Source organism: Amycolatopsis sp. CB00013, assembly GCF_001905755.1.
GTDB classification, from domain to species: Bacteria; Actinomycetota; Actinomycetes; order Mycobacteriales; family Pseudonocardiaceae; genus Amycolatopsis; species Amycolatopsis japonica.
Genome location: NZ_LIWC01000006.1, coordinates 281,659 through 295,959, shown reverse-complemented (window position 1 = coordinate 295,959; position 14,301 = coordinate 281,659). Strand labels below are relative to the sequence as shown.

Here is a 14,301-nt window from a genome sequence, read left to right as displayed (position 1 = left end):
TGCTCGAACCATCACATAGATGTGAAGGTCAAGTCGGCCGGAGTGAGGTGGCGCACATGCGGATCGGGGAGCTGGCGGAGCGGACGGGGACGTCGCGTCGTCTGCTGCGGTACTACGAGGAGCAGGGTCTCATCATCTCGGAGCGGCTGGCGAACGGCTACCGCGACTACGCCGAGCCGTCGGTCGACAGGGTCATCCAGGTGCGCGGCCTGCTCGACGCCGGGCTGCCCACCAGGATCATCAAGCAGATCCTGCCGTGCCTGGACAAACCCCGGCAGATCTACTTCCCGGACGCGACCGCGGAGATGCTCCAAACCCTGGAGGCCGAACGCGACCGGATGACCCGGCGGGCCGAATGCCTGCTCCGCAACCGGGACGCCATCACCGAGTACCTCGACGCCGTCCGCGCCTACGATCCCGCTTCCTGAGCCGGAGGGACTTTCCTCGCAACGGTCTTGACAGGGTGAGAAAGCGCTTTCAGGATGTGGTCAGGAAAGCGCTTTCAAAGGAGAACGGATGACCACGCGGAAACTCGGCGTCGTGATGAACGGCGTCACCGGGCGGATGGGCTATCGGCAGCACCTGGTGCGCTCGGTCCTGGCGATCAGGGAGGCCGGCGGGGTCGAGCTGGCCGACGGTTCGCGGGTGCAGCTGGAGCCGGTCCTGGTGGGGCGCAACGCGGACAAGCTCGAAGAGATCGCCACCCGGCACGGGCTGACCCGCTGGACCACCGACCTCGACGCCGCGCTCGGCGACGACGACCTCCCGCTCTACTTCGACGCGCAGCTGACCGCGGTCCGCGAGAAGTCGATCGTCCGCGCCATCGACGCCGGCAAGCACATCTACACCGAGAAGCCGGTGGCCGAATCGGTCGAAGGCGCGCTCGCGCTGGCGCGGCACGCCGAGGCGGCCGGGGTGAAGAACGGCGTCGTCCACGACAAGCTGTACCTGCCCGGCCTGCTCAAGCTGAAGCGCCTGATCGACAGCGGTTTCTTCGGCCAGATCCTCTCCGTGCGCGGCGAGTTCGGCTACTGGGTCTTCGAGGGCGACTGGCAGGCCGCGCAGCGCCCCAGCTGGAACTACCGCGCCGAAGACGGCGGCGGCATCGTCGTCGACATGTTCTGCCACTGGAACTACGTGCTGGAGAACCTCTTCGGCGCTGTCAACGCCGTGACCGCGAAGGCCGTCACCCACATCCCGGAGCGCGTCGACGAGAAGGGCGACCGGTACGCGGCCACGGCCGACGACTCCGCGTACGCGATCTTCGAGCTCGAAGGCGGGGTCATCGCCCAGCTCAACTCGTCCTGGTGCGTGCGGGTCCACCGTGACGAACTGGTGGAGTTCCAGGTCGACGGCACCAAGGGCAGCGCGGTCGCCGGTCTGCACAAATGCGTCATCCAGCCGAGGGAGGCCACGCCGAAGCCGGTGTGGAACCCGGACCTCGCGGAGACTCAGTCCTATCGGTCGCAGTGGCAGGAAGTGCCGGACAACGAGGACTTCGGCAACGGTTTCCGCGCGCAGTGGGAGCAGTTCGTCCGCCACCTCGTGGACGACGCCCCGCACCCCTACGACTTCATGGCGGGGGTGCGCGGCATCAGGCTCGCGGAAGCCGGCCTCGAGTCCTCGCGCGAGGGCCGCCGGATCTCGCTGGGCTAACGCCCGAAGACCGCGCTCGGGTCCTCGGCGATCAGCACCGAGATCTCCCGGATCTTGCGGTTCGTGTGCTGCGACGCCTCGGTGAGCCAGCGAAAGGCCTCATCGGCGTTCAGCTCCAGACGTGCCATCACGATTCCCTTCGCGGTGGCGATGGCGTCCCTGGTCTCCAACGCGGCGACCAGGGTCTCCGCCTGCCGCTCGGCGGCGGCCCAGCGGGACGCGGTCAGGATGATCGCCGAGATCGCCGAGGTGAACATCGCGACCAGGGCCGCCTCCACCGGGTCGAAGGCGTTCTCCTGGAAGCTCCAGACGTTGAGCGCGCCGGACAGCGGCTCGGACGCCCGCCGCCTGAAGTGCGACTCGTCCGGGACGAACAACGGGCAGGCCAGCGCGGTCCGCACGCCGAGCAGATCGGCGGTGGCGGCGAAATCCGGCCAGCGTTCGGCCGCGTCGGCGTCCAGCAGGGTCCTGACGATCGTCCCGCTCTCGGCGGCCTTGATGCAGGGGCCTTCGTCCGCGCTGTACTGCGCCTTGTCCAGGGGGAGCAGGGACTCGTCGGTGGCGGCGACGGTGCTCGGTTCGTTGTCGGAGTACAACGTCACCGTGGCCGCGTCCGCACCCGGCAGCAGCCCGACCACCTTCTTCGCCACCCGTTCCAGCAACTCGTCACGGGGCTCGTCGAGCCGCATCGACTCCGTGAGCTCCCGCAACGCCGAAGCGGTGTCGCGAAACTGATCCATCGTGGCCCTTTCCCTCGGACGGCGGATTTCGCCGTCCACCAAGAACGTACTCGTTCCGGCTAGCCGGGCATTGGCCGATTCGGGCTAACCCGGGGCCGGTGGCCCGCCGGTTCGGTGGCCATCAGGCCTTCACCGTGGGTGAGGCCGGGCAGTTGCTGCTCGAACCGGGCGACCTCGCCCAGCGGCAGCACGCCCGTCAGTTCGGCCCGGTCACCGCGCACCACCGAACCGGTGACGAGTCCGCCGCATTCGACCAGCCTGGAGAGCGTCGCGGTCACCGAGTCCGCGGGCAGTTCCACCTCGACGCGGCTGACCGGTTCGAGCACTTCGGTCCCCGCGTCCCGCAGCGCTTCTTCCAGCACGAACGGGGTGACCTTGCGGAAGTCGCCCGCCGCGCTGACCGGGCTGAAGTACCCGGTGTGGGTGACGGTCACCACGCAGTCGATCACTTCCCGGCCGGACGGGCCCCGCCGCAGTGTCGCGTCGACGGTCTCCTCGATGGCCTTGTGGAACGCGAGCGGAAGGGAGCCGAGTTCGACGTCGAGGCCGAAGGTGAGGCCGGATCCGGGGGCACCCGGGCCGACCCGTAGCCCGACCGTGGCGAAGTACGGATTCCGCTTCTCCGTGATGAGCCACACCGCGTGCCCGGTGCCGATCGGCCGCTCGACGCACACCGGCCGGGTGAGGCTGAAGCCGACGTCGAGGCCGTGCTGTGTGGCGAGTGTCTCCGCGATGATCTCCTTCTGCACTTCGCCGTAGAGCCGCACCGAGATCCGCCGCGTCTCGTCGTGCTGCCGGACGGTGATCAGCGGATCCTGTTCCGCCAGTTCCTGCAGCGCGGTGAACACCGACGCGGTCTCGGCAGGGACAGCCGGGATGACCTCGGTTTCCAAGGCGGGCGGCGGAAACTGTGGGGACACACCGTCGTCTTCGGGGACGCCGAGGAGGTCGCCGATCCGGATCTCCTTGAGCCCGGTGATCTTGGCGATCTGCCCGGCCCTCGCGCGGGCCTCGACGGTCTCGTCGCCGAGTTCGAAGACGCGCACCGCGCTCACCTTCGCCTCCGCCGTGACCGCCCCGCCAGGGCGATGGAACCGGACGTGGTCCCGCGCGCCGATCTCGCCGGAGAACACGCGGACATAGGCGATCTTCTCGTGCGCGCGGCCGCGTTCGATCTTGAACACCGCCGCGCGCAATCGGTCGTCCGGCGCGGATTTTCCAGCGCCACCAAGGAATTCACGGATACCCGAAGTCAGTTCGGCGATCCCTTCGCCGCTGCGTGCGGAGCCGAAGTAGACCGGGGAGACCGCGCCGAGCCGGGTCTGGCGGACGATCTCGTCCTGGTAGTCCTCGGCCGTCAAAGTGTCTTCGAGATACGCGGTGAGAAAGGCGTCGCTGTGCTCGGCGAGCTGCTCGGTCTGCTCTGCCGACGGCGAGACCGGCCGGACCTTCGCGGTCGCCGTGCCGAGGCCGCCGACCTCCGACATCGGCACGCAGGCGACGCCGAGGCGTTCGGCGAGGTCGGCAAGGAGGCCGTCGTGACGGGCGCCCGCCCGGTCGATCTTGTTGACGAAGATCAGCACGGGGATGCGCAACCGCTTGAGCGCGCGCATGAGCACCCGGGTCTGCGCCTGCACGCCCTCGACTGCGGACACGACGAGGACGACGCCGTCGAGTACGCGCAGCGCACGTTCGACCTCGGCGATGAAGTCCGGGTGGCCCGGGGTGTCGATCAGGTTGACCCGCAGGTCGCCGACGCGGAAGGACACGACGGCCGAGCGGATGGTGATGCCGCGACGGCGTTCCAGCTCCATCGTGTCGGTGCGGGTGTCCCCGGCGTCGACGCGGCCGAGGGTGCCGATGGCGCCGGTGTGATGGAGCAGGCGCTCCGTCAGGCTCGTCTTACCGGCGTCGACGTGGGCGAGGATTCCGAGGTTCAGGTACTCCATGGATGAACGGCTCCAGGGCTGTCGAAAGGTCCATACGGCTCGGGGACTCGACAGCTCGGCGCACGCCGTTCTCCTTCTTTCCGGGAAAGCACCTGGTCGGGCCGGACGTTAGCAGCGTGTTTCCGGCCGGTCACGCGATTTAGCCCCGGCCGTTGACTTGCGGCGCCCCATGGGCTGTAATTCTTGAACATTTCAGCGCAAGAACATGACAAGAGTCAGGAAGATTCCGCTCAGTCCCCTCCCGGAACAGAGGAATGTCATGAGAACGAGGCGCCTTCTGACGTACGCCGCCCTGTCCCTTCTTCTGGCCCCACCCGTCATCGCGAGCGAAGCCCCGACGGCTTTCGCGGCTCCTGCCGCGGCCGCCGAAGCGGCCGACGCGACGTACACCGCCAGCAGTCAGCTGCCCGGCTACGCCGTTTCGAACGTCGGCGACGGGAACCAGGCCACCTACTGGGAAAGCACGAACAACCAGTTCCCGCAATGGATCCAGGCCGATCTCGGCGCGGCCACGAACATCGCCCGGCTCGTGCTCAAACTGCCCTCCGGCTGGGAAGCCCGCACACAGACGTTCTCGGTGCAGGGCAGCGGGAACGGCGCGAGCTTCAGCGATCTCGTCCCATCGGCGGGCCACCGGTTCGACCCGGCGACGGGCAACACCGTCACCCTCGACGTCACCGGGAACACCCGGTTCGTACGGCTGAACATCACCGCCAACACCGGCTGGCCGGCGGCCCAGCTCTCGGAGTTCGAAGTGCACGGCCCGGCGGGCGGGGACACGCAGCCGCCGTCCGCGCCCGGGAACCTCGCCTATACCGAACCGTCGAGCGGCAAGATCCGGCTCACGTGGTCGGCCTCGACCGACAACACGGGAGTCGCGGGCTACGACGTGTACGCCAACGGGCAGCTGCGAGGCAGCGTCGGCGGTGACGTCCTGACCTACACCGACGACCAGCCGGAAAGCGCGACCGTCGCGTATTCCGTGCGGGCCCGCGACGCGGCGGGCAACCAGTCGCCGAGCAGCGGCACGGTGACCAGGACGGGTACGCGCGCCGGCACGAATCTCGCGCTGGGCAAGCCGATCACGGCGTCTTCGGTGCAGCATTCCTACGTCGCGGCCAACGCCAACGACGACTTCGTGACCACCTATTGGGAGGGTGCGGCGTATCCGAACCTGCTGACCGTGGCGCTGGGATCCAACGCCGACCTCGACCGCGTCGTCGTCAAGCTCAACCCGGATCCCGCGTGGGCTCAGCGCACCCAGACGATCGCGGTCGAAGGGCGTGACCAGGGGGCGGCCGCGTTCACCACGCTGGTGTCCGCGCAGACGTACACCTTCACCCCGTCGAGCGGCAACACCGTGACGATCCCGGTGAGTGGCCGCGCCGCCGACGTCCGGCTGCGGATCACCGCCAACTCCGGTGCGCCCGGCGGTCAGGCCGCGGAATTCCAGGTCTTCGGTGTCCCGGCCCCGAATCCCGACCTCACGGTTTCGGGTGTTTCGTGGTCGCCGGCGAATCCGGTGGAGACCGACGCGATCACGGTGTCGGCGACTGTCCGCAACGCCGGGACCGCGGCGTCGGGCGCGACGAACGTGAACCTCTACCTGGGCACGTCGAAGGTCGGCACGGCACCGGTCGGCGCACTCGCCGCGGGAGCGTCGGCGACGGTCTCGGCGGACATCGGCACCCGGGAAGCGGGTAGTCACCAGGTCACCGCGAAGGTCGACGAGGTCAACGCCGTCGTCGAGCAGGACGAGGCCAACAACTCCTACACCGGCTCGACGGCGCTCGTCGTCAGCCCGGTCCAGAGCTCCGACCTCGTCGCGGCCACCGCCTGGTCGCCGAACAACCCGACGGCGGGCGGCACCGTGACCTTCTCCACGACGGTGCGCAACCAGGGCACGGTCGCTTCGGCGGGTGGCGCCCACGGCGTCACGGTGACGATCACCGATCAGAACGGCGCCGTCGTCAAGACACTCAGCGGCTCGTACTCCGGCGCGATCGCCGCCGGGGCCACCGCGCCGCCGGTGAACGTCGGCACCTGGACCGCCGGGAACGGCCGGTACACGGTCAAGACCGTCGCCGCGAACGACGCCAACGAGTTGCCCGCCAAACAGGGCAACAACACGAGCACGCAAGCGTTGTTCGTCGGCCGTGGCGCGAACATGCCCTACGACATGTACGAGGCCGAAGACGGCGTGGTCGCGGGCGGCGCGTCCGTGATCGGTCCGAACCGGAAGATCGGCGATCTCGCGGGGGAGGCGTCGGGGCGCAAGGCGGTGACTCTGAACTCGACCGGGGCCTCGGTCGAATTCACCACCCGCGCGGCCACGAACACCCTGGTGACCCGGTTCTCGATGCCGGACGCCGCGGGTGGCGGCGGGCAGAACTCGACGCTGAACGTCTACGTCGACGGCACGTTCCTGAAGGCCATCGACCTGACTTCGCGCCACGCGTGGCTTTACGGCCCTGAAGCCTCTCCGCAGAACTCGCCGGGAGCCGGTCCCGCGCGGCACATCTACGACGAGGCCAGCATGCTGCTCGGCACGACCGTTCCCGCCGGGCACAAGATCAAGCTGCAGAAGGACGCCGGGAACGGCTTGAACTACGCGATCGACTTCGTGAACTTCGAGCTGGCCACGGCGGCCGCGAACCCCGACCCGGCGCGCTACGCCGTCCCGGCCGGGTTCACTCAGCAGGATGTGCAGGCCGCGCTGGACAAGGTGCGCCAGGATCCGAACCTCACCGGCGTCTTCCTGCCGCCGGGGCAGTATCCGGTGACGAACAAGCTCACCGTGTACGGCAAGCCGATCACGGTGCTCGGCGCCGGGCCGTGGTTCACGAGGTTCACCGCGCCCGCCGGGCAGGAGAACACCGACATCGGGTTCGACGCGCAGGCGAGCGCGAGTGGTTCGACGTTCGGCGGGTTCGCCGTGTTCGGGAACTACACGTCCCGGATCGACGGGCCCGGCAAGGTCTTCAACTTCACGAACGTCACGAACATGACCATCGACGACATCTGGGTGGAGCACCAGATGTGCCTGCTGTGGGCGACCAATGTGGACAACACGACGGTGAAGAACTCGCGGATCCGCGACATGTTCGCCGACGGCGTCAACTTCACCAACGGCAGCACGGGAAACCGGGTCACCAACAACGAAGCCCGCTCGACCGGTGACGACAGTTTCGCGCTGTTCGCCGCCACGGATCTCAACGCGGGCAACCAGTACGACAACGTGTTCGAGAATCTGACCGTGCTGCTTCCGTGGCGCGCGGCCGGGCTGGCGGTGTACGGCGGGTACAGCAACACTTTCCGAAACCTGTACATCGCGGACACGTTGACGTACTCGGGGATCACGATCAGTTCGCTCGACTTCGGTTATCCGTTCCTCGGCTTCGGCCCGCAGCCGACGACCGTCCAGAACGTCTCGCTGGTCCGCACCGGCGGTCATTTCTGGGGACAGCAGACGTTCCCCGCGATATGGATGTTCTCCGCCTCCAAGGAGTTCCGGGGCATCCGGGTGTCCGATGTGGACATCCAGAGTCCGACGTACAGCGGCATCATGTTCCAGACCAAGTACTCCGGAAGCCGTCCGGAGAACCCGGTCGAGGACACGGTGCTGACGAACGTGTCGATCACCGGAGCGCACCGCAGCGGTGACGAGTTCGACGCGAAGTCGGGGATCGGGATCTGGGTCAACGAGCTGCCGGAACCGGGGCAGGGCCCGGCCGTCGGTTCGGCGACGTTCTCCGGGCTCACCCTGAGCGACAACGCCGAAGACATCCGAAACACGACGAGCACGTTCACCATCAACCGCAGCTGAGCGCCCCAGCACGTGAAGGCCTCCTTCCCTCGGCTCAGTCGAGGGAAGGAGGCCTTCACGTGCAACCGGCGGAATCGCCCGTTGCTGAAGTGCGGAATCCGTGCTTCACTCCTCGCCATGCCGTACCGACGGACTCCGAAGACGCAGGCCAGACTGGACTCGCAGCGAGGCGAGATCCTGGCCGCGGCCATCGCACTCCTGGCCGAGACCGGCTACGCGGGCTGCTCGATGGCCGCGGTCGCCACTCAGGCGGGGGTGGGCACCGGCAGCGTGTACCGGCAGTTCCCGTCCAAGGCCGACCTCGTCGTCGAGGTCTTCCGCGAGGTCGTCTCGCGGGAGGTCGACGCCGTCGAGGCCGCCGCTTCCCAAGGCGACGTCCGCGAGCGGGTGGTCGCCGTGATCGAGACCTTCGCCGGGCGGGCGTTGAAGGCGCCGAGGCTGGCGTACGCGTTGCTCGCCGAGCCGGTCGACGCCGTGGTGGAGGCCGAGCGCCTGGTCTTCCGTCGCGCGTTCCGCGAGGTCATCGCCAGGAACATCGCCGACGGCGTGAAGCGGGGGCTGCTGCCTGCGCAGGACGCGGAAGCGACCGCCGCGGCACTGGTCGGCGCGGGCGCGGAGATGCTGGTCGGCCCGTTGGCCGGCGAGAGCGGACCGGACACCATCCCGCACCTGGTCACCTTCACCCTTCGCGCGCTGGGGGGCTCCGATGGCGTTTGAGACGCTCACGTACCGCGTCCAAGACCGGAAGGCTTACCTGACCCTGAACCGTCCCGAGCGGCTCAACGCGATCAACGACGTCATGCCCGGCGAGATCCGGCAGGCCGTGGAGCGGGCGAACGAGGACGACGCCGTCCGGGTGATCGTGGTGCGCGGCGAAGGCCGGTCGTTCTGCGCCGGCTACGACCTCAAACAGTTCGCCGAGGGCGACGTCGAAGGCCGCTGGAACCAGGGCCCGGTCTGGGATCCGATCAAGGACTACCGGGTGATGAAACGCAACACCGACGACTTCTTCAGCCTGTGGCGGTCGCTGAAACCCACAATCTGCCAGGTGCAAGGGCACGCGATCGCCGGCGGCAGCGACATCGCGCTGTCGTGCGACGTGCTGATCATGGCGACCGACGCGCGTCTCGGCTATCCGCCCGCCCGGGTCTGGGGTTGCCCGACGACCGCGATGTGGGTCTACCGTGCCGGTGCCCAGCGCGCGAAGCGGATGCTGCTCACCGGCGACACCATCGACGGCGCCACCGCGGCGGAATGGGGACTCGCGCTCGAGGCGGTGGAACCCGAAAGGCTCGAAGCCGCCGTCGAGGAACTGGCCGACCGGATGGCCGGTGTGCCGACGAACCAGCTGGTGATGCAGAAGCTGATGATCAACCAGGCCTACGACAACATGGGCCTTTCAGGCACCCAAACACTCGCGACGCTGTTCGACGGCATCACCCGGCACAGCCCGGAAGGCCGCTGGTTCCGCGAGTTCGCCGAACGCGATGGTTTCCACGAGGCGGTGGCCTACCGGGATTCCGGACAGGTCATCCCGGACGGCGGCGGACCGCTGCCGGAGCACACGGATCCAAGGAGGTCGTCATGACCGCGAACACCGAAAGCGAACGGGTCGCCGAGCGTCTGCAGCGCTCCTCCGCGCGACACTCCTACGACCCGGACGTCGACGTCGACTGGCAGGCACCGTTGGTCGACGGCGCGTACGGTAAGGCGCCGGAGCGCTGTTCCTTATACGGCACCGCATTGTGGGACCGGCTCGACGATGGGCAGCGCGCCGAACTGAGCCGTCAGGAGGCCGCGGCCGCCGCCGCGTCGGGCATCTGGTTCGAGCTGATCCTCATGCAGGGCCTCGTCCGTCACGTCTACAACAGCGACCCGACCACCCACAACGCGCAGTACGCGCTCACCGAGATCGCCGACGAATGCCGTCACAGCACCATGTTCGCCCGCTCGATCGAGAAGAGCGGCGGTGTCGTCCGGCGTCCGAGCCGTACGGCGCACCGCTCGGGCAAGATCTTCGGCGCGGTCTGCGGTCCGGCGTTGCTGTTCGCCGGCGCCATCTACGTCGAAGAACTCGCCGACGGCATGCAACGCGAGATGATGCGCGACGACAGCCTGCAGCCGATGATCCGGATGATCTCCCGCATCCACGTCATCGAAGAGGCACGCCACATCAGCTTCGCCAAGGACGAACTGGGCCGGGCCTGGGCCCGTCACGGTCGCGTCGGCCGCGAACTGATCCGCTGGGCGATCGCCGGGATGGCCTACGTCGCGACGTCGGAGTTGTTGCACCCCAAGGCATACACCTCCGTCGGCCTCGACCCGCGCGAAGCCCGCCAGGTCGCCACCGCGAACCCGCACTGGCGCCGGACCAAGGCGGCGTGGGCGGCCAAAGCCGTCGAATACTTCACCGAGATCGGCCTCATCAGCGGCCCGAGCCGACGGCTCTGGCGCCGAGCCGGCGTCCTCGACTGAACGAAAAAGGAAGGCAACTCCATGTCCGCACGCACCGGCAAGCTCCTCGGCCTCGGCATCGCCGCGACCGGGCTCGCCCACTTCGCCGCTCCGGCCGCTTTCGAACCCGTGACGAAGATGGCCTTCGCCGACGACGTCCGCAACTGGACCTACCGCAACGGCGCCACCGAACTCGCCATCGGCCTGGCGATCGCGGCCCGACCTACGCGGAAGGCGGGCGTCGCCGGGCTGGCCGTCTACGCCGGATGGCTGGGCAAGCGGGTCCTCACCCGGCGCTGACGCAGAACCGGCACGCCTCGAGAACGAGGCGTGCCGGTGGCCGGTGATCAGGAGCCGGTCTGCTGCCTGATCCAGCTCAGGTGCTGGGCGATGCCGGTGTAGAGGGTGCTGGTGGCGCATTCGCCGCCGTTGTCGCCGGGGCCGTGGGTCTCGCCGACCAGCGTCCAGCGTCCGGTGGTGCCGACGACCGCCGGTCCGCCGGAATCGCCGTGGCAGGCGGAATGCCCGCGGTCACCGGAGATGCAGACGTCGCCGGAGCCGCCACCGCCGGCGTAGCAGGAGCTGCTGGGAAGCACCCGGAGGTCGATCTGGCGCAGCGTGGTCGGGGTGCTGCAGCTCGGCCAGCTGGTGCATCCCCAGCCGAGAAGACGCGCGGTGGTGTTCGGCGCCGGGTTGCTCGTGGCCATCGCGACCGGAGTGGCGCGGACGGCCGTGGACAGGTGCATGAGGGTGAGGTCGGTACCCGGCTTGTTGACGCGGCGGTCGATCCTGCCGACTTCGCCGCCGGAGTACTTGTTCGTCGAGCCGATCCGGCCCTGCGATGCGCCGCCGCAGTGGGTGGCCGTCACGATCCATTGGGGCGCGACGAGGCTGCCTCCGCAACCGTTGTTGAGCGAGACCATGAAACTGTAGGTCTCCGTGGCGGTGCCCCCGCCGATGATCGAGGGCTGGACACCCGAATCCGTTTGGGCTTGGGCGATCCCGGGCGTGGACACCGCGAGTGCCGCAGCCAGGAACCCGAGAGCGATTGAAGCGATTTTCCGCATGGTTGCTCACCTTCGGGCGGCCGAGCCGCCTGGTGGTCGGGGAGGAACAAGGGCGATGCCGGCCGCCCAAATGTTTCCGACGACGGGAGAGCCGGAATACCTTCCTAGGTAGTAAGACGAAAGTCGCGGATCGTTCCGGCCGGAACCAGGCGTGCGGAACCCCGGCCTGCCTCCCCATTTCCGCCATTGGCGGGCTTTCGCGATGGAAAGCCCGGAATGTTCACGGTCCGGATAGCGGCGTTCGGGTATCCGTCGAACAATGCTTTGGAATGGTTTCTCCGAATTGTCCGAAAGATCAGGGACATTCTCGAAAGGTGTGCACTCGAAGATTATGTGCGAAGTGCTTTGTCGAGGTCGTCCGGCTCGACGCCGAGTTCGGCGCGGGCGATGTCCGGGTCGAGGACCATGGCGGTGGCGTGCAGTTCACTCCATTGCGCCGGGTCGAAACCGAGAGTGAATCCTTGACGGCGTTGGCGTATCCCTGCCCAGCGGAGCAGCAGTTCGACGGCGAGCCGATGCAGTTTCCAGATGCGTTTCGGAGGGCGGCCGCTCGCGGTCGCGAGACGCGTGAAGAGATCGGCCCAAGGGAGATTCGCCGTGACGAGCGGGTAGTTCCCGTTCGCGCGACGTTCCAATGCGGCGACTGCCGCTCGCGCGGTCTGGGTGACGGTGACGACCGCGGTGGTGCCGGGGTAGGCGAGGATGTCCGCATCACCGACGGCCATGCTGCGCAGCATGGGTTCGAGAGGTGATTGCCTGCCCGGAGTCGTGCCCGCCACGTACGGAAGTTCGAGAATCGCCACTGAGGTTTCCGCGGTGACGGCGGCGCGGGCGCGCTCGGCTTGGTCGATTCTGCTCGAGATGTACGGACTGCGTTCGGCCAACCGGAGTTTCGGGTGTTCGCGCTGGAGGCTGGCGTAGAAACTGCCGAGGATGACGGCGCGGTCGGTCTGCGCCCGGCAGCCGGCGGCGAGCAACCTGGCGACCGGTGCGACATTGGCATCGTGGAAGAACGCGGCGATGTCGGCGCCGCGCGGTGCGGCGACGGCGGCGGCCGACGCGACGACGATGCCCTGATGACCGGCGACGATCGCATCGAGTCGTTCCTCGGACAGGTCGGTGAGGTCCCCGAGGTGAACTGTCACCGCGTCGGGAAGGTGCGTGGACGGCGTGCGGACCAGCACCGTGACGTCGTGCCCGCGTGCCAGCAGTTCGCGCACGACGTGCTGTCCGATGAAGCCGCTTCCGCCTGTTACCAGGATCTTCATAGGCCTTCCTTTCATCCGGTGAACCCGAGAACGACCTGGGCCAGCAAAGCCGACGTGAAGAAGGAACCGGCGAAAACGAGAAGCGTCACGACGACCGCGCGCCAGCTCAGGGTCCGCAGGATCCTCAACTGCCGGACGGTCACGCACAGACCGACGCAGCTGAGCACGGCGGTGGCCAGCGTCAGCAGGTCGACGGCGGACAGGACGCGCACCATGGTCGCCGACCACGGCAGTCCCGGAACGGTCAGCGCGGCACCGACGAGCGCCGCCCACAGCACGGTCGGCACGAACCGACCGGTCCGGTCACCGAGCATTCGCACTCCGAAGGCGAGGGCCAACAGCAAGAGCATTCCCGGCGCCGCATGCCATCCCGCGGTGACGAGCAGGAGCACGGTCACGGCCAAACCGGTCACCAGCCGAGAGGGCACGACGGTCGCCGCCGGCTCGGCGGTGTCCCCGGAGACCAGCCGATTCCGTACCGCGGTGGGGGAACGGTACAGCCTTTCCAGCACCGGAAGGACGATGAAAGCACCCAGCAGCACGGTGGTGATGTAGGTCAGCACATCACTGGCCGTCGCCAGCGCGACGATGTCGTCCTGGGGCAGGTCGCGGGAACCGTGCGCGAGCGAACCCGCGCAAGAGATGGTCATGCCCCCGCTGCCGACCCCGCAGGCCATCGCCAGCGCCGTGGAACTGAACAGCGGGATCGCCGAGCCGATGCCCGCGAGTGCGGAGAAGAACAGGGACCCGAAGAGTGTGCCGCTGATGTAGGTGGCGAGAACGCCGGAACCCTCCGGGCCGGAGATGCCGTATCGCTCGGTCACCAGGGCGATGCTGGGTTCGCGGCCGATGGAGAACGTGGCGCCGATACTCGCGCGGCCGAAGCCGAGCAGTAGGGCTGCGGGGAAGGCCAGCAGCGCCGTTCCCGCTTTTCCGAGGCTCTGCACGAGGATCGCCGGTCCCGCCTCGACGATCGTGGGGAGCGCCGTACCGAGCACGACTCCGGCTCGCACCACGAAGACCACCGTCAGCAGTTGCAGGAGTTGCCCCGCGCAGGACCAGATCGGTGCGGCCGCCTCCGGACGTCGCCAGGACAGCGACAGGTTGAGGGCGACCGTGATCACGAAGGCGAAGAAAAGCGGAAGCAGGACGAGCGCGAACGAGCCGATCCGTAGTTCCAGCGCGCCCGCGTACTCGGTTCCCACAGTGACCAGCGCGCACAACGCGGTCACCCCGACGGCGACCGCCGTCCCGGTTCTGGCGCTCGAAGACTCGGACATGACCACCCCCGGAACCCACCATGCCCGATCCCGGCGGGCACGGGTGTTTCGTTTTCTGGAT

At 68.2% G+C, this 14,301-nt stretch carries 12 protein-coding genes; 7 read left to right on the top strand and 5 right to left on the bottom strand.

What is annotated here, in order from left to right; translation table 11 throughout:
- Nucleotides 1–56 precede the first annotated feature (56 nt).
- Together AMK34_RS34840 and AMK34_RS34835 are read left to right on the top strand one after the other, a co-directional pair.
- Nucleotides 57–428 carry a MerR family transcriptional regulator gene (locus AMK34_RS34840; protein WP_037342533.1) on the top strand — a complete coding sequence of 124 codons (372 nt, stop codon included), beginning with the start codon at nucleotides 57–59 and terminating at the stop codon, nucleotides 426–428.
- A gap of 88 nt (nucleotides 429–516) precedes the next feature.
- On the top strand, nucleotides 517–1,656 hold the full coding sequence (locus AMK34_RS34835; RefSeq protein WP_073848198.1) for a Gfo/Idh/MocA family protein: 1,140 nt from the start codon (nucleotides 517–519) through the stop codon (nucleotides 1,654–1,656).
- Here AMK34_RS34835 and AMK34_RS34830 read toward each other — a convergent pair.
- Both AMK34_RS34830 and AMK34_RS34825 read right to left on the bottom strand, forming a co-directional pair.
- Entirely contained in the window at nucleotides 1,653–2,396 is a 744-nt protein-coding gene (locus AMK34_RS34830; RefSeq protein ID WP_073848197.1) for a GAF and ANTAR domain-containing protein, read from the bottom strand. The genes AMK34_RS34835 and AMK34_RS34830 overlap by 4 nt on opposite strands.
- A 59-nt stretch (nucleotides 2,397–2,455) precedes the next feature.
- On the bottom strand, nucleotides 2,456–4,345 hold the full coding sequence (locus AMK34_RS34825) for an elongation factor G (protein ID WP_073848196.1): 1,890 nt from the start codon (nucleotides 4,343–4,345) through the stop codon (nucleotides 2,456–2,458).
- A gap of 259 nt (nucleotides 4,346–4,604) precedes the next feature.
- Here AMK34_RS34825 and AMK34_RS34820 point away from each other — a divergent pair, with 259 nt between their 5' ends.
- The 5 genes from AMK34_RS34820 (at nucleotide 4,605) to AMK34_RS34800 (ending at nucleotide 10,925) form a co-directional block, all read left to right on the top strand.
- A complete protein-coding gene (locus AMK34_RS34820) occupies nucleotides 4,605–8,171 on the top strand; it encodes a discoidin domain-containing protein (RefSeq protein ID WP_073848195.1) in 3,567 nt (1,188 codons plus the stop codon).
- 117 nt (nucleotides 8,172–8,288) lie between these two features.
- On the top strand, nucleotides 8,289–8,888 hold the full coding sequence (locus AMK34_RS34815; RefSeq protein ID WP_073848194.1) for a TetR/AcrR family transcriptional regulator: 600 nt from the start codon (nucleotides 8,289–8,291) through the stop codon (nucleotides 8,886–8,888).
- Nucleotides 8,878–9,759: a crotonase/enoyl-CoA hydratase family protein gene (locus AMK34_RS34810; RefSeq protein WP_073848193.1), complete on the top strand. Its 882-nt coding sequence runs from the start codon at nucleotides 8,878–8,880 to the stop codon at nucleotides 9,757–9,759. The genes AMK34_RS34815 and AMK34_RS34810 overlap by 11 nt, the downstream gene beginning before the upstream one ends.
- Nucleotides 9,756–10,646, top strand: a complete 891-nt coding sequence (locus AMK34_RS34805; protein ID WP_073848192.1) for an AurF N-oxygenase family protein — start codon at nucleotides 9,756–9,758, stop codon at nucleotides 10,644–10,646. The genes AMK34_RS34810 and AMK34_RS34805 overlap by 4 nt, the downstream gene beginning before the upstream one ends.
- 21 nt (nucleotides 10,647–10,667) lie before the next feature.
- Complete coding sequence (locus AMK34_RS34800) at nucleotides 10,668–10,925, top strand: hypothetical protein (protein ID WP_037341666.1); 258 nt, start codon at nucleotides 10,668–10,670, stop codon at nucleotides 10,923–10,925.
- Between the two features lie 47 nt (nucleotides 10,926–10,972).
- Here the strand turns inward: AMK34_RS34800 and AMK34_RS34795 are convergent, their stop codons facing one another.
- From AMK34_RS34795 to AMK34_RS34785, 3 genes are all read right to left on the bottom strand, one after another.
- The gene (locus AMK34_RS34795) at nucleotides 10,973–11,692 is read right to left on the bottom strand and encodes a S1 family peptidase (protein WP_073848191.1); all 720 of its coding nucleotides are present in this window, start codon (nucleotides 11,690–11,692) and stop codon (nucleotides 10,973–10,975) included.
- A gap of 329 nt (nucleotides 11,693–12,021) precedes the next feature.
- A complete protein-coding gene (locus AMK34_RS34790; RefSeq protein ID WP_073848190.1) occupies nucleotides 12,022–12,960 on the bottom strand; it encodes an NAD-dependent epimerase/dehydratase family protein in 939 nt (312 codons plus the stop codon).
- Nucleotides 12,961–12,971: 11 nt separating this feature from the next.
- Nucleotides 12,972–14,240: a DUF3100 domain-containing protein gene (locus AMK34_RS34785; RefSeq protein ID WP_073848411.1), complete on the bottom strand. Its 1,269-nt coding sequence runs from the start codon at nucleotides 14,238–14,240 to the stop codon at nucleotides 12,972–12,974.
- Between the last annotated feature and the right edge of the window lie 61 nt (nucleotides 14,241–14,301).

Excerpts from the sequence above, each read along its gene's own strand:
- AMK34_RS34840 (WP_037342533.1), top strand. The coding sequence starts at position 57 with ATGCGGATCGGGGAGCTGGCGGAGCGGACGGGGACGTCGCGTCGTCTG.
- AMK34_RS34835 (WP_073848198.1), top strand. The coding sequence starts at position 517 with ATGACCACGCGGAAACTCGGCGTCGTGATGAACGGCGTCACCGGGCGG.
- AMK34_RS34830 (WP_073848197.1), bottom strand. The coding sequence starts at position 2,396 with ATGGATCAGTTTCGCGACACCGCTTCGGCGTTGCGGGAGCTCACGGAG.
- AMK34_RS34825 (WP_073848196.1), bottom strand. The coding sequence starts at position 4,345 with ATGGAGTACCTGAACCTCGGAATCCTCGCCCACGTCGACGCCGGTAAG.
- AMK34_RS34820 (WP_073848195.1), top strand. The coding sequence starts at position 4,605 with ATGAGAACGAGGCGCCTTCTGACGTACGCCGCCCTGTCCCTTCTTCTG.
- AMK34_RS34815 (WP_073848194.1), top strand. The coding sequence starts at position 8,289 with ATGCCGTACCGACGGACTCCGAAGACGCAGGCCAGACTGGACTCGCAG.
- AMK34_RS34810 (WP_073848193.1), top strand. The coding sequence starts at position 8,878 with ATGGCGTTTGAGACGCTCACGTACCGCGTCCAAGACCGGAAGGCTTAC.
- AMK34_RS34805 (WP_073848192.1), top strand. The coding sequence starts at position 9,756 with ATGACCGCGAACACCGAAAGCGAACGGGTCGCCGAGCGTCTGCAGCGC.
- AMK34_RS34800 (WP_037341666.1), top strand. The coding sequence starts at position 10,668 with ATGTCCGCACGCACCGGCAAGCTCCTCGGCCTCGGCATCGCCGCGACC.
- AMK34_RS34795 (WP_073848191.1), bottom strand. The coding sequence starts at position 11,692 with ATGCGGAAAATCGCTTCAATCGCTCTCGGGTTCCTGGCTGCGGCACTC.
- AMK34_RS34790 (WP_073848190.1), bottom strand. The coding sequence starts at position 12,960 with ATGAAGATCCTGGTAACAGGCGGAAGCGGCTTCATCGGACAGCACGTC.
- AMK34_RS34785 (WP_073848411.1), bottom strand. The coding sequence starts at position 14,240 with ATGTCCGAGTCTTCGAGCGCCAGAACCGGGACGGCGGTCGCCGTCGGG.